Source organism: Providencia sp. PROV116 (genome assembly GCF_028482485.1).
Lineage (GTDB): Bacteria > Pseudomonadota > Gammaproteobacteria > Enterobacterales > Enterobacteriaceae > Providencia > Providencia rettgeri.
The window spans coordinates 104,278-121,130 of sequence record NZ_JAMPQO010000001.1; the positions used below are offsets into that span (position 1 = coordinate 104,278).

21 protein-coding genes are annotated in these 16,853 nt (G+C 34.0%); 8 read left to right on the forward strand and 13 right to left on the reverse strand.

The genetic code is table 11. The features are described 5' to 3' along the window. Positions 1 to 806 precede the first annotated feature (806 nt). Complete coding sequence (locus PSE72_RS00585; protein ID WP_115167124.1) at positions 807 to 1,202, forward strand: hypothetical protein; 396 nt, start codon at positions 807 to 809, stop codon at positions 1,200 to 1,202. 292 nt (positions 1,203 to 1,494) lie between these two features. Continuing rightward, entirely contained in the window at positions 1,495 to 1,851 is a 357-nt protein-coding gene (locus tag PSE72_RS00590; protein ID WP_198641074.1) for an MmcQ/YjbR family DNA-binding protein, read from the forward strand. A 48-nt stretch (positions 1,852 to 1,899) separates the two neighbouring features. Here PSE72_RS00590 and tam read toward each other — a convergent pair whose 3' ends face one another. Together tam and PSE72_RS00600 are read right to left on the reverse strand one after the other, a co-directional pair. Further along, a complete protein-coding gene (gene tam / locus PSE72_RS00595) occupies positions 1,900 to 2,658 on the reverse strand; it encodes a trans-aconitate 2-methyltransferase (protein WP_217007707.1) in 759 nt (252 codons plus the stop codon). A 67-nt stretch (positions 2,659 to 2,725) separates the two neighbouring features. Continuing rightward, positions 2,726 to 3,613, reverse strand: coding sequence for a PhzF family phenazine biosynthesis protein (locus PSE72_RS00600; protein ID WP_115167125.1), 888 nt, complete (start codon positions 3,611 to 3,613; stop codon positions 2,726 to 2,728). 334 nt (positions 3,614 to 3,947) lie between these two features. On the opposite strand from PSE72_RS00600, the gene PSE72_RS00605 reads away from it, so the two are divergent. Continuing rightward, positions 3,948 to 4,166: a YdcH family protein gene (locus PSE72_RS00605; RefSeq protein WP_004911507.1), complete on the forward strand. Its 219-nt coding sequence runs from the start codon at positions 3,948 to 3,950 to the stop codon at positions 4,164 to 4,166. A gap of 55 nt (positions 4,167 to 4,221) precedes the next feature. On the opposite strand, the gene PSE72_RS00610 is transcribed toward PSE72_RS00605, so the two are convergent. Next, entirely contained in the window at positions 4,222 to 4,431 is a 210-nt protein-coding gene (locus PSE72_RS00610) for a hypothetical protein (RefSeq protein WP_115167126.1), read from the reverse strand. 176 nt (positions 4,432 to 4,607) lie between these two features. After that, on the reverse strand, positions 4,608 to 5,633 hold the full coding sequence (locus tag PSE72_RS00615) for an isoaspartyl peptidase/L-asparaginase family protein (RefSeq protein ID WP_115167127.1): 1,026 nt from the start codon (positions 5,631 to 5,633) through the stop codon (positions 4,608 to 4,610). A 458-nt stretch (positions 5,634 to 6,091) separates the two neighbouring features. Here PSE72_RS00615 and PSE72_RS00620 point away from each other — a divergent pair, with 458 nt between their 5' ends. Then, entirely contained in the window at positions 6,092 to 6,481 is a 390-nt protein-coding gene (locus PSE72_RS00620; RefSeq protein WP_198641076.1) for a nuclear transport factor 2 family protein, read from the forward strand. Positions 6,482 to 6,581: 100 nt separating this feature from the next. On the opposite strand, the gene PSE72_RS00625 is transcribed toward PSE72_RS00620, so the two are convergent. Both PSE72_RS00625 and PSE72_RS00630 read right to left on the reverse strand, forming a co-directional pair. Beyond that, positions 6,582 to 7,424 carry an MBL fold metallo-hydrolase gene (locus tag PSE72_RS00625; protein WP_115167129.1) on the reverse strand — a complete coding sequence of 281 codons (843 nt, stop codon included), beginning with the start codon at positions 7,422 to 7,424 and terminating at the stop codon, positions 6,582 to 6,584. 183 nt (positions 7,425 to 7,607) lie between these two features. After that, entirely contained in the window at positions 7,608 to 9,275 is a 1,668-nt protein-coding gene (locus PSE72_RS00630) for a methyl-accepting chemotaxis protein (protein ID WP_272690863.1), read from the reverse strand. Between the two features lie 358 nt (positions 9,276 to 9,633). Between PSE72_RS00630 and PSE72_RS00635 the strand changes: the two genes are divergently transcribed. Both PSE72_RS00635 and PSE72_RS00640 read left to right on the forward strand, forming a co-directional pair. Next, entirely contained in the window at positions 9,634 to 9,972 is a 339-nt protein-coding gene (locus PSE72_RS00635) for a GlpM family protein (protein ID WP_004911490.1), read from the forward strand. Between the two features lie 73 nt (positions 9,973 to 10,045). Continuing rightward, positions 10,046 to 10,522 carry a hypothetical protein gene (locus tag PSE72_RS00640; protein ID WP_238562889.1) on the forward strand — a complete coding sequence of 159 codons (477 nt, stop codon included), beginning with the start codon at positions 10,046 to 10,048 and terminating at the stop codon, positions 10,520 to 10,522. A gap of 47 nt (positions 10,523 to 10,569) precedes the next feature. Here PSE72_RS00640 and PSE72_RS00645 read toward each other — a convergent pair whose 3' ends face one another. Further along, the gene (locus PSE72_RS00645; RefSeq protein ID WP_115167130.1) at positions 10,570 to 11,352 is read right to left on the reverse strand and encodes a class I SAM-dependent methyltransferase; all 783 of its coding nucleotides are present in this window, start codon (positions 11,350 to 11,352) and stop codon (positions 10,570 to 10,572) included. An 84-nt stretch (positions 11,353 to 11,436) separates the two neighbouring features. Beyond that, positions 11,437 to 11,928 carry an N-acetyltransferase gene (locus PSE72_RS00650; RefSeq protein WP_115167131.1) on the reverse strand — a complete coding sequence of 164 codons (492 nt, stop codon included), beginning with the start codon at positions 11,926 to 11,928 and terminating at the stop codon, positions 11,437 to 11,439. A 134-nt stretch (positions 11,929 to 12,062) separates the two neighbouring features. Between PSE72_RS00650 and PSE72_RS00655 the strand changes: the two genes are divergently transcribed. Beyond that, positions 12,063 to 12,407, forward strand: coding sequence for a DMT family protein (locus PSE72_RS00655; RefSeq protein WP_115167132.1), 345 nt, complete (start codon positions 12,063 to 12,065; stop codon positions 12,405 to 12,407). A gap of 45 nt (positions 12,408 to 12,452) precedes the next feature. On the opposite strand, the gene PSE72_RS00660 is transcribed toward PSE72_RS00655, so the two are convergent. From PSE72_RS00660 to PSE72_RS00670, 3 genes are all read right to left on the reverse strand, one after another. Further along, positions 12,453 to 13,604: a pyridoxal phosphate-dependent aminotransferase gene (locus tag PSE72_RS00660; protein WP_115167133.1), complete on the reverse strand. Its 1,152-nt coding sequence runs from the start codon at positions 13,602 to 13,604 to the stop codon at positions 12,453 to 12,455. A 253-nt stretch (positions 13,605 to 13,857) separates the two neighbouring features. Continuing rightward, complete coding sequence (locus PSE72_RS00665; protein ID WP_004911469.1) at positions 13,858 to 14,196, reverse strand: hypothetical protein; 339 nt, start codon at positions 14,194 to 14,196, stop codon at positions 13,858 to 13,860. A gap of 175 nt (positions 14,197 to 14,371) precedes the next feature. Beyond that, complete coding sequence (locus PSE72_RS00670) at positions 14,372 to 14,611, reverse strand: HEAT repeat domain-containing protein (RefSeq protein ID WP_004911467.1); 240 nt, start codon at positions 14,609 to 14,611, stop codon at positions 14,372 to 14,374. 286 nt (positions 14,612 to 14,897) lie between these two features. On the opposite strand from PSE72_RS00670, the gene PSE72_RS00675 reads away from it, so the two are divergent. Then, on the forward strand, positions 14,898 to 15,275 hold the full coding sequence (locus PSE72_RS00675) for a hypothetical protein (protein ID WP_115167134.1): 378 nt from the start codon (positions 14,898 to 14,900) through the stop codon (positions 15,273 to 15,275). Between the two features lie 57 nt (positions 15,276 to 15,332). Here the strand turns inward: PSE72_RS00675 and PSE72_RS00680 are convergent, their stop codons facing one another. Beyond that, positions 15,333 to 15,704 (reverse strand): hypothetical protein, encoded by a 372-nt coding sequence (locus PSE72_RS00680; RefSeq protein ID WP_109912418.1) that lies wholly within the window; start codon positions 15,702 to 15,704, stop codon positions 15,333 to 15,335. A gap of 379 nt (positions 15,705 to 16,083) precedes the next feature. Then, positions 16,084 to 16,332, reverse strand: a complete 249-nt coding sequence (locus PSE72_RS00685; RefSeq protein ID WP_004253462.1) for a DinI-like family protein — start codon at positions 16,330 to 16,332, stop codon at positions 16,084 to 16,086. Positions 16,333 to 16,853 lie beyond the last annotated feature (521 nt).

Genomic DNA, 16,853 nt, shown 5'->3' on the forward strand with positions numbered 1-16,853 from the left:
ATATTAATTTTAATGATTAAATTATGCTTATTGTTTAGTATTTTATTTATTCTATTTTTTTATTCTATATTTCTATTTAATTTATACATATATAAATATCCTTATTTACAATGCTGTATCATATTAGTAATAAAATATTACCAATTGAAATGTTTTGTTACAAATTAATTGATTGGATAATAATAAATCAGTCCAGGGAATTTTATTATGTACTGATTTTACTATGAGTAATAACGGATCTATATTAAATCTAGTCGTGATTATTTAGAGTATCGGCAGTGGTTTTATATACTTGAGTAAATTAATTGTGAAGGGTGAAATTTTCATGTCTCGTTTCAATATGGAACCATGCGTTTATTATTTATTTACTGCTGAAAAATAAAACAGTATAGCTATTCATATTTCCAAAGGTAAAGATTGTTTTTAGTATTTATTGTTATATTATTTAAATAATCATTATCTATGTTAATTAAATTGGTGTGTATTTAACTAAATGTAAAAATAGCACTCTCAAATATTAATTTTCTTATAAAACAATGGATAAATATATATTCGAGATTGATTAAATACACATAATTGATGTTTTATCAGTTGTAATTTTTGTATCAGATTTTATTTGCCATGATAGATACAATATCGAATGATAATAGCGAGTTTTAACAGAAAAGGGGTCATGTAAGCGCAAAACAGATATGGTTTTCTTCAAAGGACTTAAGCAAATCACACGCTAAATGAGGGTTATGATTGCCCTAAACGTATATTAGGAATACATTACAAGTAATTAATTTCAGGAGTGGTAACTTGTTGTGTACACCAAAATTTTGCGAGTTCTATGTGTTTTATTGTTGATATTATTAGCCTTTATCATAGGTGTTTCAATAAACTTTAGTAAAAAACCAACCCTTATTGATGGCGCTAAACAAACAGTAGTGGATTTTATGCACCAACCGAAAGCTGCTGATATGAGGAATGTTAAATTCTATTCACATGGTTCAATGATGGGTCATAAGGTTGTTGGGGATGTATGTGGTGAAGTGTTTACATTTAAAGATGATTTACCATATAAGTATAAACGGTTTATTGTTGAAGTTGCTGCTAATCATGAAGGCCAGTGCGTGTTTTCTATTCCTTTATTTGATTTCGAGGGGGAAATGATCCCTGAGCCGGATTTTCAGAAGATTTGGGATAATCGATGTCAGTAATTAAGCACATTATTCACTACAATGGTGTTGTGGTTGCTTGGGAGCATTAAAGTGATTTCTATTTAGTAACTATTCTTTGTTAATTTATCGTTTGAAAAATAAATATCGGTGCGATAGTTCCTCTAGAAGATTCACTGCTGATATTCATGTTGCCATAAGAATTATAGTAAAAGAAAGCTCCTTTGAGCATAACCGCATTAATAAAGATATTGTTACAGAGTGAGCGAGAAGGCGTATAATTCTGTAGGTAAGTAATTTTATTTAATCATCATTGATGAGATGGAATGATAAAATGAACAGAAGTGAATTGATTGATTATATTCAGTATAATTATGGCGTGGAGCCTGAAAGTCCATGGATGAAGTATCCTGAATATATTGTTTTTAGGCGAAAAAATAACGCAAAATGGTTTGCAATTATTATGTGTATTTCATCTAAAAAATTAGAAATAAATAAAAATGAGGAGGTAATTAATATTATCAACCTTAAAGCGCCTCCTGAACTCATTGGTTCATTGCGGTTAAAAGATGATATTTATCCAGCGTATCACATGAATAAAGAGCATTGGATTACAATAAAGTTGCCCGGGCGCCTTACTGATGATGAACTTAAGGAGTTAATAGAAGATAGTTATAGATTAACAGCATAGCATTATATTGCTAGACTATCCCATCCGTGGGAAAAGTTTCCATACTAATTAGTTAAGCTTTCTTGCGATGATAAACAATCGAGGAAATGGCATTAAAACATGACCATTGTCTTGTGTTGGGTAAGCTTCTGTTAATAATTCATGGTAACGAGCGAGAAATTGTTTGGTTTGTTTTTTACCTAGGTTTTCAAGGTAAGGTCTTAATCCTGTTGCGCTTAACCAATCAATGATTGAATCAATCGATGGCATGACGTGATAATAAGTTGTTTGCCATATATCAACAGAACAATGGGTTGTTGAAAGCAAATCATAATATTCAGCTATTGATAAAAGTGCTGTTCTATTGACAGCAGAAATAGTTTGCTCATTGGCCACCTTGCGCATTAAAGCATGTGTGGGTTCATTCCAATTGTTTGGCATCTGAATGGCTAAAATACCGTTACTTTTTAATTGGTTAACTAGATGAGGAAATAATAGGTTGTGATCAGGTAACCATTGTAGCGAAGCATTAGCAAATATAAGGTCCTGTTTGATTTCAGGAACCCAGGTTTCAATGTTTGCATTTATAAACTGGCAGTCAGGAAGGTTCTTTTTCGCTTCAACTAGCATGGCCGGAGAGTTATCGACCCCAATTATTCTTGCTAATGGGTACATTTCACGAAGTATTTGAGTTGAATTACCTGGACCACAACCTAAATCGGTTAAATTACATGCGTTATCGGCATGAATATGGCTGATTAAGTCATATGATGGGCGAGTTCTTTCCTGTTTAAATTGCAGATACAAATCAGGGTTCCAATCTTGCATGTGCTAGCCTCATTGTTTTATTGAATAATTAAATCATAATTTATGGCCTAACATATTGTGTTTCTAGTTAAATATGTATTAATCGAGTTCCCATCATGGTGGCTTGGCCGCCAACTTTCACTTGAGTAATCTTTTTCGCTTGTGAGTGAATATTTACTTGAATCGATGAGGTGCATCCCATGGCACGACCTTGCTCAAATAGAAATTGAGTTTCATTTGGTAAGACATAATTGACCAAATAGCAGCCAAGCGCTCCGCTAGCGCTGCCTGTTGCCGATTCCTCATTTATTCCATAGAGCGGTGCGAAATTTCGACAATGCGCTGTGATAGGAAGAGTGTTACTTAACTCAAATACATGGAAGCCGATCGTATTGAATTCACGGCTTAGTTTCGCTATTGTTTCATAGTTAGGCTGTAGTAAATCTAAATAACCTGTTTTTACGGGAATAATAATGTCGGGTAACCCAGTTGAAATTATCATGATAGGTAAGCTTGTTTCAGTGATAATGTCACTCGTTATGCCAAGGGCTGCTGCAACTTCATTGATATTAGGTCCATCTCGCAGGGTGGGTAGCGCTTGCTCCATAACGATATTGTTCGGGCTAACAGACACACTTAGAATACCGGCCTTGGTTTTTTGGGTGTAACACCCAGAGGAAATCAGCTTAAGTGACGCTAAAGTGAAAAACACCGCTAATGTGGCATGACCACAAAAATCGACTTCACCTTCAGCGGTGTAGAAATCTACTTCAAAATCAGTTTCTTCGCCAGTATAGACAAATGCTGTTTCTGAAAAACCGACTTGTTGCGCAATAGCTGTTTTTTGTGAGGTGCTAAGTGCTGGCGGGTTGAGAACAACACCAGCAGGGTTACCACCAGTATTATTTTGTGTGAAAGAATTCACAAGGTATACCTGAATCTCTTGCTCAATTTCGCCGGTATTTTTAATTTGCATTTATTTTCCCGAGTTCTAAATAGATATCTTAAATTTTCGAGTGTACCTTACTCATTGGCTTAAATTTCATGAGAGGTAGAAACGCTATATTAACATTAACGCATTGTGTAATAGAGTCATTATGATGCTGTCTTTTATTGATAACTTAATGAACCCATAAATAAAGTATTAATAACTTGCTTAAGCTAACATAGTGATGATGCTTAACTCAAAATGACATGGAATTTAGTTGAAGTCGGTTGTAAATTTGATATAAGGTGGATGATATTATTCTTGATTTAGGTGAAAATGACTAGATTATGTGCTGATAAAACTAACGCAGGAGAAATAACTTATGTTTCCAGAGTATCGCGATTTAATTTCTCAACTTCGCCAATCAAACCCACATTTTCGTGCTCTTTTTGAAAAACATAATCAGTTAGACCATGAAATTGCAAGATTGGAACATTCAGACCGAAGAGGGTATGGCGATGAGGTGGTTGAGTTAAAAAAACAGAAACTACGATTAAAAGAAGAAATATATAAAGTGCTTAAAAATCCTGATGAAGAGTAAAAATTTTATTTATATGGCAATAAATTTTATTATTGCCTAGAAGTAATCGTAAAATTTAACCATTAGAACAATGTTCAAAGTTATGTTTAAGTTGTTTAATGGCATACTTTTCTATATCTCTTAAGCTCATATTCATGGTATCTAAACCTTTTATATCCATTTTAAGTGTATAAACAGAACTATCATCACCGAGTAAAGTTATATGTAACCCTATAACTTTTGTGTTTTCTTCTAATATATTTACTTGAGTTAGATTAAATCGCATAAAAATACCTTTTATAAAAGTTATAATTATTAATTAACCTACTCTAGTTGCATGTTTATTTCTTTTACAAATAGTTAAAGATTGTAACTGACATTCATCTTAATATTGTCATAATAGAAATAAAAATCCCTCAATACTTATTAATTAAGTCTGAGGGATTGTTGTTTATTTAAAGTTTATTCTTTATAAATAGATACATGGGGGATACCGTCATCACCTATAGTTCCACGGTACATACCTTCTGAATTAAATTCCATTGCGTAATTGCCAGATTTATCCAATACAATTACACCGCCACTGCCTCCGATAGCTTTAACGTCATCGAGTGCATTACGAGATGCATCAGAAAGGCTGGCTTTATTATATTTTACCTGTGCTGCAATATTATGAGCCGTTGCTGTACGAATAAACATTTCTCCAGAGCCTGTTGCGGAAACAGCTACGGTATTATTATCTGCATAATTTCCTGCACCAATAATAGGGGAGTCGCCAACGCGACCATACCGTTTGTTTGTCATACCCCCTGTTGATGTACCAGCTGCAAGATTACCTTGTTTGTCTAAAGCAACAGCTCCAACAGTGCCATATTTATAATCGTATAACATAGGGTCTACAAATAGTGCAGCTGTTTTCCCATCATGATCTAATACGATTTTTTCTTTTTCTTTCGCTTTTTGCAATTGTTCCCAGCGAAAATCAGTACGGAAATAAGATGGATCAACAATTTCAATGCCTTGCTCTGCAGCAAATTGCTCAGCACCTTTAGAAACCATCATCACGTGAGGGCTTTTTGTCATAACAGCATAGGCGGCATTGATTGGGTTTTTGATATTGGTAACACCAGCAACGGCGCCTGCTTTCAGGTTACTACCATCCATAATTGAGGCATCCATTTCATTTTTTCCATCGTGAGTGAATACCGCACCTTTGCCTGCATTAAATAAAGGCGAATCTTCCATTACATTAATGGAAGCTTGTACTGCATCAAGGCTAGAACCTCCTTTATTCAATACGTTATAACCTGCTTTTAGCGCTTCATTTAGTTTATCTTGGTATGCTTTTTCTTGTTCAGGCGTGATTGTGTTTTTCGTAATAGTACCTGCACCACCGTGGATAACTAGCCGGATCGGCATTTCAGTAGCGGCAATTGCTTGCAAAGAAAAAGAAGCAGTAAGTATGCATCCTAACAAAAGTAACTTCATGATTAACCTCTTTAGGTGGTTAGCTAAGATATTTTCACAATGCTTAAAAAGTATGGGATTGGAGTATGATGTTAGCAATTAGGAGAGTCGTAAAATGAGGAAAAAGTCACAGGTTATCAATAATGGTTTTTTGGGGAATGAAATTATTTAATAAAAAAAGCCCCTGCATGCAGGGGTATCTAATGGAAATGTATATTTATAGTTATTGTTATAAGGTGTCTATTGCTTAGATAGACCATTAGATAATACCAGTGATTAGTGCTTAATCCAAATCAGAGTAATCATAAAAATGGTAAATTAAGTGGTATTTTGTAGATTAAATTACGGACAAATAAGAAATTATTGAAATATAGTATAAGAATAAAATTAAAAAGATAATAAATTGGTTTTTGACTTGAAATACAAAATAATACTCCCATAACAATTATGAAAGCTGTTTTTATAATAAGGGATAAAATATGACTAACGCGCAGTGGGTAACACAAGCATTAAATGTGGTATTGGGCGAGGATATAGGTTCGTTGTCTGTGGCTAAGCAATATTTTTCAGATAAATATATCCAAGTTGTTGATGGAAAACAAATTAATTTTAATGAGTTTATTGCCCATTTGCAGGTATTGAAAGAAGCCACTGAATCAATCGTTATTACTATAAAATCGATCGCAGAAGGGGATGGCTGTGTTCATACTCAGCATCTGGCAAAAGCGACTAAAAAAGATGGTTCAATAAGTGAATTTGAGGTATTTGCTTGTTTTCAAATAGAAGATGGGAAAATTATCCGTTGCGAAGAAATGACAAGAATGATTAAAGGCAGTAATACGGATGAAGATTTGGGTTCAAGAACCTAAATTTTGATTGTTTTTGTAAGGGCTTAATATTACTGGTGTAGGTAAAACCTAATGTAACACTAGGTTTTACCTTATTCTATTTTTGTTAACTGGTTTTATATTAACTTGAGTAAGTTAACTGCAACCCTGTGCCAACTTCTTGTACGGGCGCAAATTTCGCTAAATGTATTTTGGCGTTAAGATCGGTACAGTGACATGGGTGTATAAATTTTAAATCTTGCTGGCGAAAGTAATTACCTGTTTGTTCTAAAACTTCTTCTGAGGCTTGCTGCAAATGAAACCCGCCTATCACAGTCACAATGTTATTGATGCCAGTTACATGCTTTGCATATTCAGTAATATTGCAAATTCCAGAATGAGAGCAACCCGTTATCACAATTAGGCCTTCCGATGTTTTAATGGCAAGTGCAGAGTCATCAAAGACATAGTCGTCAACGATATTATGGTTGAAGTCGAGGGTAGTACCAATGGGTTCTTTTCCTTCAAAGCTATTGGCTCTAGGAATTTGGCCTAAAAATATAATATTTTCAGAAAGATAATATGGCTTAGTCGTTTCAATACAATGAAAATAAGAAGCTAAAAACTCTTTAGGTGTATTCGCCCCGATGACTTTAGATTGAAATTTTTTTGGAATTAAGGCATCTGGATGGTATATCAGGTGCTTAGCTTCTTGTATTTCAATGTTACGGCGGTCAAAATGTTGAATTAAGTGACCTAAGCCCCATGTGTGATCATTGTGGCCGTGAGAAAGAACCAGATCAGTGATATCAGCAAGGTCAATATTTAAGATATGTGCATTATCAATAAATATATCTGAATAGCCTGTATCGAATAATATTTTTTTATTATCAGCTTCGATATAGTAGCAAACACCGGGTTCACCGCAAAAATAACTATCAATCAGGGTATTATTATCTACAAGAACAGTAATTTTTATTGTCATCATGAACTCATGTTTAATAGAAGTAATCGTAATCAGTTATATCAGATAAACTGTAAAAAGTTATTAAATGGCGATAAAACATAGTAACAAAAATTGGAGGAATGAGAGGGACATGAGAAAATTATCGGAGGCGACCATCGAAAGCCAACCTCCTAAATAAACTGCATACAAAATAATACATGATTAGACAAATTGTTTTACTTTTTTCACTTCGTGGTGAATATCACTGTCAACTTCATGGTCAGTTTTCGGTTCAGTGTGAAAAATAGAAATAATATCTTCTAATAAATCTGATTGAGATTCTAACGCTTTTAAGGATGATTGCAATTCGCGAGTCATTGCTGCATTCGCTTGTGTGGTATTATCTAACTCATTAATTGCTAAGTGTATTTGGCTTACCTCATGGGTTTGCTCATTCGAAGCAAGGGCAACACTTTGGATCATTTCATTGATATTAGATGTGTCTTGTGCAATTGAAACGATATTATCATTTGCATCCGCAGCTAATTGGAAACAGTGATTAATTTTATCGTTTGAATTATTAATTAATAGCTTAATTTCTTTGGATGCCTGAGTACAACTAATTGATAATTCGCGTACTTCATTTGCGACAACCGCAAAGCCTTTGCCATGTTCACCCACTCTGGCAGCTTCTACAGCGGCATTCAATGCTAATAAATTAGTTTGAAAAGCAATGTTATCGATGGTGGAGGTGATTTTACTGATTTCTTTGGAAAAATCGACAATATCATCCATGTTTTCTACAACATCAGAAATAAGTTCATTACTTTTATCAATCGTTACACTCGTCTCGGACATCAATTGACACGATTGGTTAGTGTGGGCCGTATTTAATTTAAAAGAGGAATCGAGCTCTTCGACACTGGCTGCTGTTTCAACAATGGCTGCGGCCTGTTGATCTGCTCGAATAGAAAGGTCGTGATTCATTTGAGTGATGTCACCAAGTTCAACTTTTATATGGTGAGTGTTGTCATAAATATTTTTGACGATATCAATCAATTTACTTTGCATATTAGACACATGCTGTTTAAGTAACTTGATCTCATATAACCCTTTATTATCAAAGCTGTGATATAAAACGCCTTGGCTAACTTTTTCAATACCATCAATAACTTGGTTTAGTGGGCGAATAAAGAAAAGTTGTAGAATAAATCGAATAAATAGAGCTAAGAGGATAACTATTGAGATAGTAATGATTAAACCAATCAAACTTTGTTTATACAGTTGCTCACTTGCAAGAGCAATATCATGATAACTACTATTTAATTGTTGATGATAACTTACGTAGTTTTTCTCAAATGTATCCTGAAATCCTTGAGTCGGCTGGTTTAAAAAGTCATATGTTTTTCCTTGAACTAGAAAGACTGAAAGTTCATTCAATGCAGCATATAACGCTTTATATGATTTTTCTAACTCAGCAAATTTATCGCTGTTTTTGTAGAGTGAGGTGGCAGTGAATGCATCCCAATAATTACCTGTTTCTGCCATTTTTTTATGATAAAACTCGATAAGGCTATCTATGTCAGTATTTGAAGTTTTCATCTTATTGATAATCAACAAATGGCGAGAGCTAGCACGATTTAAAGTATTTCGTGCCTGTAATAAAGACTGCCATGTATTATTCAACTGTGTTTGTTCGTTATAGATAGTATCGAGCTTGTTTAATGTTTCTTGATATTGTTTTAAAGAACTAAAGAAAAACCAACAGGTTGAAAGAAGAAGGGCGATAAGCAGGCCTGAAATAAACCAGACTAGGGTTGTTGTCTTAAAACCAGAAAAAGAGAATTTAGCCGAACTAAAATTAATTTTTTTTAAATTACCAGACATCATTGATTATTTCCTTTCATACCATCGAGTAGTATGTTTGTACGCATACTAAGAACGACTTCTAAACATAACGTTATTAACCATGAGCAAATCGAAGCTGTCCGATAGCTAAAAAGTTATATGTAGTCACGCGAAAGCATCAGGCGTAGGGACTAAGTAAATGTATCGGCACTAATTCTGGATACTTTATATTCAACAATTTGACTTAGCTCATAAAATTGAAAGGGATTAGGCAACTTTTACTGATAACGAGGGAATAAGAGGAAATAATTGTTGTAGATTGCTACCTACAAGAGAGTTAATTTACGAGTGATTTGTGATAATAATAGTCAACGTTTAAAATTTGAGTCTAGAGTGCGGTATGCTTTCTTTATTCTTTAAATGCCTTTTAGGTGCTTTAGCCGTATTGATTATTGCACTATTTTCACGTAGTAAAATTTACTATATTGCAGGTTTAGTTCCGTTATTTCCTACATTTGCATTAATTGCTCATGTTATCGTCGTTCAAGAACAAGGAACAGAAGCTCTCAGAAAAACTGCACTGTTTGGGCTCTGGTCTCTCATTCCTTATGCAATGTATTTACTAACGGTATATTTATTAGCAACGAAAATGACCGCTTGGGGAAGTTTAAGTATGGCAACCGCTATTTGGATAATAACAGCGGCAATATTAGTTTATATATGGCAACTCACTCAATAAATAACATAGAGTAAAATAATTAGCTATAAAACATCATAAAACTAAACTCTCTCGATATGCTGACGGCTTAAACATGGTTGGCTATAGTCGTAAAAATTTAAGTATTAACTATAATGATAAGCAATGTTTTCTATTGAGCTGTACCATTAAAATGTTATTAAGAACCCTGGTATTACTGTTAGTTACTGGCTGTGCGTATATTGCAGGAATTATGACTGAAGTTAAACTTGATGCTGAGTTAGATACCGAAAGCCGAGTGAAAAGTTCTGTCGAAGATTTTCTTGCTTACCCTTCGGCTGCAAATTATAAAAATGTTCAATATTATGTATTGACGAAAAATGAAGAAGGGGATGAAACGGGCTATTATTGCGGTGAAGTCTTTGGTTTTGAAAATGAGTTACCCCATGGCTATAAAAGATTTATCGTTAGGCTTCATAAAAATAGAGCTGGAAAAGTAATGATATCCATTCCTTTTGTAGAAAAAACAGATGATATTATTCCCGCAGAACAATTTGAAGCTGTGTGGGATAGATATTGTAAAAGAAGCTAAATTAATGATAGCTCGTTGAGTTGCTAGCAAAACGAGCGTCACTAATATTAATTTGATTTAACTGCCATCGTCGCTAGGAATGTGGGTAGATAATTATCAACGACAAAGCGTGGATTAGGTTGCCAGTCCTCTTTAAAGCCTGTGATATGAAAACCTACCTTTATTTGCCCACCAATGAGATCTGTCAGTGAATGACCAAATACAAAAGCTTCTTGCTTTGCCTGCTTTTGTGCTATTTGCTTTGCTGATAAAGTAGATAGTTCGGAGTAAGGCATAGTGTAACTTGGTTTTATTATATCTTGTTCGTCATATTGCTTATCTCGTTCCCCAATAAAAACAACAGGATTAAAAAAACTGGATAACAGCCGTCCATTTGGTTTTAAAACACGGTAGCATTCTTGCCAGACAGGGTTAACATCCGGAATATACAGATTAGAAATAGGATGAAATATAATATCAAATGTTTCATTAGCAAACATGTGTAATGATCGCATGTCACCTTGAACAATCTCTAAGGTTAAATTATCTCTTTCTGCCACCATTTTGTCTTGATCAAGCTGTTTCTGAGAAAAATCAAAAACAGTCACATTTGCTCCTGCTGCCGCGAGTACCGGAGCTTGCTGCCCCCCCGCAGAAGCTAAGCAAAGAATTTTTTTATCTTTTACATTCCCTAACCAAGTATCATCAACAGGAGTTGGTGTTAAATGAACTTGCCATTTTCCCTGTTTGGCATCATTGATAGTTTTGGAATCAACGGGGGTTGACCAAGCAAGTTGTGATTCAGCTTGTTTATCCCATGCTTTTTGATTTGCACTAATGAAATCTGTCATAAAATGACTCCTGTATACAATAATTTGTCACAGTGTAGCAAAAAATAAGCAAATTAAAATGAAAATGTACCAATTAGTACACAATTAGCTCCCTACCATTAGATGATATGTGACGCCATTAAATTCAAAGTTAGTGGCATTGCTCATGCCTATTTTTTGATGCGCCATAAGCGATCTGAGATTGTCTGCATTAATAAAGGCAATAGGCTTTCCTTGGTTGTACGAACAAATTTTATCAAAAAGTGATTTGAGAATATTTCTCCCTCGATAATCACTATCGATACAAACAGGACCATAGAACCAGTTGCCTTGTACAATTTCTGCATGCTGTTTAATGATCAAATGTGCTATAGGGGGTAGGGATGAGGAATTAGGGTCAAAGCTAAATACGACAGCGATAATTTTATTTCCATCTCGAGCTACAACTGTAGTCAGACTTCCTGCAAACATTGCATTGACTTTGGCTTGAGGGTATTCACCGAGTAATCCACCTTGTTGAGATTCAGAATTAGATTGCAATAATTGAGCAACAGCAGGACAATCTGGTTGTGTCATTAATTCATATTTAATATTCATTATTACCTCGTAATGATTGCTAAATACGTTTAAATTTATGATATGAAGCGCAGGGGTATTTATGGGAGCACATTGTCGTGTGTTAATTCTAACCTCATAATATCGGTTATTTATTGTTTGTCTATTGAATCAGTATGTTAACTAAATTTTATCCAGTATTCTTACTTATTATTTCAAATGTATTTATGATGTTTGCTTGGTACGGCCATTTAAAGTTCACAACAAAGCCGTTGTATGTTGTTATTTTCTTTAGCTGGTTAATTGCATTGGTTGAATACTGTTTTGCAGTGCCAGCTAATCGGTTAGGGCATCAGTATTACAGTGCGGCTGAATTAAAAACAATGCAAGAGGTGATAACACTCTGTGTTTTTGTTCTTTTTTCGGTATTATATTTAGGTGAAAGTTTTACCATTAACCATTTGATTGGTTTTATTCTTATTTTTGCAGGCGCCTTTTTTATCTTTAAGGGGCCATTTTAATGTAAAAAGAGCAGCTTGAACTGCTCTTTTGGGGGGGAACTTAATTTATACCCATCCTTTTTCATGAAACTGCTTTAATATCACAACAAATTGCTGCATTTCTTCGGGGGTTCCTAGTGTGAGTCTACTCCAGCCAATGGCTGGTGGGAATTCACGGCCAACCATAACATGAGCTTCAGCCATACGTTGTTGATAGGTTTTTACATCACCTTTAACTTTATGGAAAATAAAATTAGCCTGTGATGGGGCATATTCTAACCCAATCTCATTTAATGCTTTTTCTACGATTTTTCTCGAAATATTGTTAGATTTTAGGCTGTATTCAATAAATGATTTATCCTTTAGAGACGCTATTGCAGCGACTGCTCCCGCTGTATTGGTATTATCAATAGATAAAAATTCGTCTACAGCAGCAATAATTTCGGGAGTCGCAACGCCATAGCCAACTCTTAAACCTGCTAAGGCGAAAATTTTTGAGAAAGTACGTGTGACAATCAGGTTATTTTGGCCTTTTTTGACTAATTCAATAGCACTCGTAAAGTTTGGGTCTTCAGCAAATTCGGCGTAAGCTTCATCAACGATAAAAAATGAGTTGTCAGACTCTTTACTCATCCATTTTACCAACTGGCTATAAGGCGTGATCATTGCTGTCGGATTATTTGGGTTACAAATATAGACCATTGATAAACCGTCAAAATCATTAGCAGCTTTTTCCATTCCTTCTAGATCAAATGATAAATCAGTTTTTAAAGGAATTTTCGTTATCGTAATACCCAATGGCAGAGAATAAAGTTCTGCATAATTGAATGTCGGGTCAGGGGTGACTAGTTGAATTTTTTTACCGAGTTTGTTTGCTTTATTTGCCAACATAGCGACAACAGCTTGAATCGTTTCAGATGATCCATTACCCATACTAATGTGCTTATTAGATAAACTGTAGAGCTCACCAATGTTATGCTGTAATTCAGCACGGGCGTCATCCGGATAACGAAATGCATTAGGTAACGCTTTGATAATGGCCTCTTTTGCACTCGGTGACATCCCTAATGAATTTTCATTAAAATTCAGCAAGAGAGGTTGTTTTTCACTTGGTATATTTATGTTGTTTGTTTGCGCAATGGCTTGATTAAAAAGTGAGTTAAGTGCAATTCCACCTGCAACTAGTGATGTGGATTTAAGAAACGAACGGCGATCCATAGTTATTCCCTGAAATTATTATCTTTGAAAGTATTAGATTACTCAAAATAGTTCCAAAGTAAATAATTATTTACTTTTTATGATTACTTATTCATCTGGTTGGTTTCTGAACTATTGCAAATTTATCTACGGTAAATAAGAAAAGAAACATGTCATGCCAAGATAGCAAAGTAAGGGGGATCAATTATTGGGGGGTATAACCATTGAAGTCATATAAACAAAAAAGGGTAGTTTATTCTACCCTTGGTAAAAATTATTGGCCTTGTACTGGAAAGTTAGGTGTAATTTCTACAACCGCAACTTTAACCATATATTGTTTACCATTTTCTCCTTTAGGAGCATCTGCAGCAATTTTTTTCAGTGTTTCATCTGGTTGAGTAGTTTGAATTGATGTTGAATACTGCATCATACCACGGTGACGATTTGCATGATTAGAGTGGCGGTAATTATCGCAAGGCCTATCATTATATTGCTGTTGGTTTTGGTACCCTCCGCGGTGCCATGAACCATTACCATCTCCTGGGTAAGCGAATGTTGAAAAACTAATCGCGATTAAACTTGCACTGAGAATTAATGGTTTTAATATATTCATGTTATATCTCCTTTAGATATTTATTGATTATTATTCTGCCATTGGAATTAATTAATTCAATTGAATTTACTTATCTAAATGAATAAACCATAATTCAGTCATGTTTCTTCCTTTATTTTCTCATAATGCAAATCATTTGTTAAATAAATGAATTTTACGTTAAATCGTTATTTTTTTAATTGGTTTTGTTTTGTTGGGTTTCATGGAAGAATTTAGCTAGTTTGCTAATTGATACAATTGATGCTACAGCAATATCTTTATTATAATCCTCACATAAAGCTAATAGTCTATCGATAGCATCTTCTTGTTCAATAGAACAAATATAATCGCCTAATGCATTTATCGCCGCTATTTTAACATCATTGTTGGTACCATGAGTTAGGCTAACAAGGTTTTTAACGATTTTTTCTTTCATAAAAATATATTAAATCAGTCAGGTAGTATATAGGCCAGTATAAAACTAAATAAATAAATAAAAAATGTTTTTTTTATTAATGTTAATTTAATAGATATAGATTGAATCAATAATAACAGGAAGGACATTGGTAATGTTTTCAATTTAAAAAACTAATTTTTATAAAGTAGTGTCAACTGGTTAGGACAAACGTAAATGCGTAAGGCAAAAGCTCAAATTGTTTACTCAAATTGATATAATACATTTATACTAGGTTGAGTTATCATAAAATAGAAAGGGTGATGCGTTGAAACGTATAAAAACAAAATTATTAATTGTATTGCTATTGGCTTTAGGCGTATTTGCATACCATTCTTATACCAGTATTGGTGACTCAGATGTTAAAAATGAAGCGCAAAGCATGGTGGAAAAAAAGCTAGGAAACGCATCAGCGATTGAGTTCAGTGATGTGGATATAGTACAAAAAAGTGAGTTTAAGGAAGGAGAAAGTTATCGGGTTTGCGGCTTATACCGCTTATCGACCCAAGATAGCTCGCTACCATTTGTTGCAAATGTCAGCATTAAAGAAGGGCGTTTTTCTGAGCATGGGCAATTGATTATTAGTGAAACTCCTGAATTACAATTTTCGATTGAACAGTTGTGTATTAAAAAACAAACCAATTAATAACAAAGCGCTCAAATTTTAGTTTGAGCGCTTTTTCTTTTTTTTAAAATCAAATGATTAAGATTTATTCAAAAGCAGTTCAGTTTGAATCTTACAAGCTGAAATGGAGTCATTTAATGATTTATTGAAGTCAGCTTCATTAGCAAACTTAGATTTATTGCTACGTACGGCGTCAATCGCTGATGTTAGATTTTCGCGGAGGTCTGACTCTACAGTAGCTAATTGCTTGAGGTCGACATTTTCACTTTTCAATTTAGCAATGGTTGATTGGGTTAATTCACTGCTAGTTTTGTCAGTGCTGTATGCTTCACTTAGTGCTTGACCAGTGATCTCACAATAATCTTTGGCTATTTCACTAATATTTAATGGGGCATTATCAGCCATAACAAGGGCTGGAGCCAGGCAAAAAGCCAGTAACAAACGCTTCATAGTCATACCTCTATTTTGCACACAATGAATAATAACTCTATCTGGTACTAGAAAAATACTATAGCAGATTAGGCCTAAAATGGGGGATGACAAAGAGGGTTTTAGCATGATTTCATAAAAAAGAGCCAGTATAAATACTGGCCGCTATAATTAGCAAAAGCAATGTAAATGAAAATTACGTTATATACAGTATCATATAACGGTGTGAGGTAAAGCGATTTTAACTTGTTTTGGTGAAAGTTAAGATTAAGTATGATCTTGATCAGAGTTTGAACCCATATTAGAGGCGTGTTATCGAAATATGGGAGAAATAAAAAATAACCAGCTAGAGGTCAGGTAGACTCATAGCTGGTTTTGTTCATGTAACCTAACAAGGAGATTACTGTTTTAACCAATGGCCATGTTTTAAGACATCTTCGACAAGTTCATGTAAGACAATATGTGCTTCGTTATCATCATGAAAGCCTTTAGTTTGAAAGGTTGTTGGGCCATTATCATGAGTAATCAAAAGATAGCTGCCAGGGTAGACTTCTAAAACACGTGCTTTTAGCTCAGCAATGAAGGATTCATATGATTTTTCAGGGAGCTGAGAAAGTGGGTCATCAGATAACTTGATATTAATTTCCATACGTTAACCTCTTGTCTATAAAATTTAATTAGGCTCAGTTTATTGTTAAGTGAAAGTATAAGCAACTATCTAATTGTGACGATTGTAACGTGATAGGCTTTTTGATTATAAATTAACCTCATTCATTGACTAGATATTCCAAGTAATAATTGAATTAAACAAAAAAAATATTATAAATATTTTTGTTGAGAAATAAGTTAATTAAGATTGAAGCGATGAAATGAATAACGATTTTTTATTTATTCAAGTAACTTACTGGTTAAAATAAATACTGCAAATCAATCATTTGATTTGTTTCTTGCTTAATTATAAAGGATTTTTTCTTGGTTAGGTTTTTCAAGGTGTTATATGTATTTGTTTGTGAACATCTAACTCGTTTTAATTAAAACGTAATGTAGTTAACGGTAGACGAATCGGAAATTAATTTACATTAAAGAGAAAAAAATATAATTTCTGATAATCATATTAAGATGATTTGGCTTTGGTAAGCTAAACTCCTTTTTTTGGAGTTATGTTTTAAA

Bases quoted from the DNA above. Each gene is read 5' to 3' on its own strand.
- PSE72_RS00665 (WP_004911469.1), bottom strand. From the start codon at position 14,196: ATGAATATATTAAAACCATTAATTCTCAGTGCAAGTTTAATCGCGATT.
- PSE72_RS00645 (WP_115167130.1), bottom strand. From the start codon at position 11,352: ATGACAGATTTCATTAGTGCAAATCAAAAAGCATGGGATAAACAAGCT.
- PSE72_RS00620 (WP_198641076.1), top strand. From the start codon at position 6,092: ATGACTAACGCGCAGTGGGTAACACAAGCATTAAATGTGGTATTGGGC.
- PSE72_RS00600 (WP_115167125.1), bottom strand. From the start codon at position 3,613: ATGCAAATTAAAAATACCGGCGAAATTGAGCAAGAGATTCAGGTATAC.
- PSE72_RS00635 (WP_004911490.1), top strand. From the start codon at position 9,634: ATGCTTTCTTTATTCTTTAAATGCCTTTTAGGTGCTTTAGCCGTATTG.
- PSE72_RS00605 (WP_004911507.1), top strand. From the start codon at position 3,948: ATGTTTCCAGAGTATCGCGATTTAATTTCTCAACTTCGCCAATCAAAC.
- PSE72_RS00630 (WP_272690863.1), bottom strand. From the start codon at position 9,275: ATGATGTCTGGTAATTTAAAAAAAATTAATTTTAGTTCGGCTAAATTC.
- PSE72_RS00590 (WP_198641074.1), top strand. From the start codon at position 1,495: ATGAACAGAAGTGAATTGATTGATTATATTCAGTATAATTATGGCGTG.
- PSE72_RS00655 (WP_115167132.1), top strand. From the start codon at position 12,063: ATGTTAACTAAATTTTATCCAGTATTCTTACTTATTATTTCAAATGTA.
- PSE72_RS00685 (WP_004253462.1), bottom strand. From the start codon at position 16,332: ATGGAAATTAATATCAAGTTATCTGATGACCCACTTTCTCAGCTCCCT.
- PSE72_RS00615 (WP_115167127.1), bottom strand. From the start codon at position 5,633: ATGAAGTTACTTTTGTTAGGATGCATACTTACTGCTTCTTTTTCTTTG.
- PSE72_RS00660 (WP_115167133.1), bottom strand. From the start codon at position 13,604: ATGGATCGCCGTTCGTTTCTTAAATCCACATCACTAGTTGCAGGTGGA.
- PSE72_RS00650 (WP_115167131.1), bottom strand. From the start codon at position 11,928: ATGAATATTAAATATGAATTAATGACACAACCAGATTGTCCTGCTGTT.
- PSE72_RS00610 (WP_115167126.1), bottom strand. From the start codon at position 4,431: ATGCGATTTAATCTAACTCAAGTAAATATATTAGAAGAAAACACAAAA.
- PSE72_RS00680 (WP_109912418.1), bottom strand. From the start codon at position 15,704: ATGAAGCGTTTGTTACTGGCTTTTTGCCTGGCTCCAGCCCTTGTTATG.
- PSE72_RS00670 (WP_004911467.1), bottom strand. From the start codon at position 14,611: ATGAAAGAAAAAATCGTTAAAAACCTTGTTAGCCTAACTCATGGTACC.
- PSE72_RS00640 (WP_238562889.1), top strand. From the start codon at position 10,046: ATGGTTGGCTATAGTCGTAAAAATTTAAGTATTAACTATAATGATAAG.
- PSE72_RS00625 (WP_115167129.1), bottom strand. From the start codon at position 7,424: ATGACAATAAAAATTACTGTTCTTGTAGATAATAATACCCTGATTGAT.
- tam (WP_217007707.1), bottom strand. From the start codon at position 2,658: ATGCAAGATTGGAACCCTGATTTGTATCTGCAATTTAAACAGGAAAGA.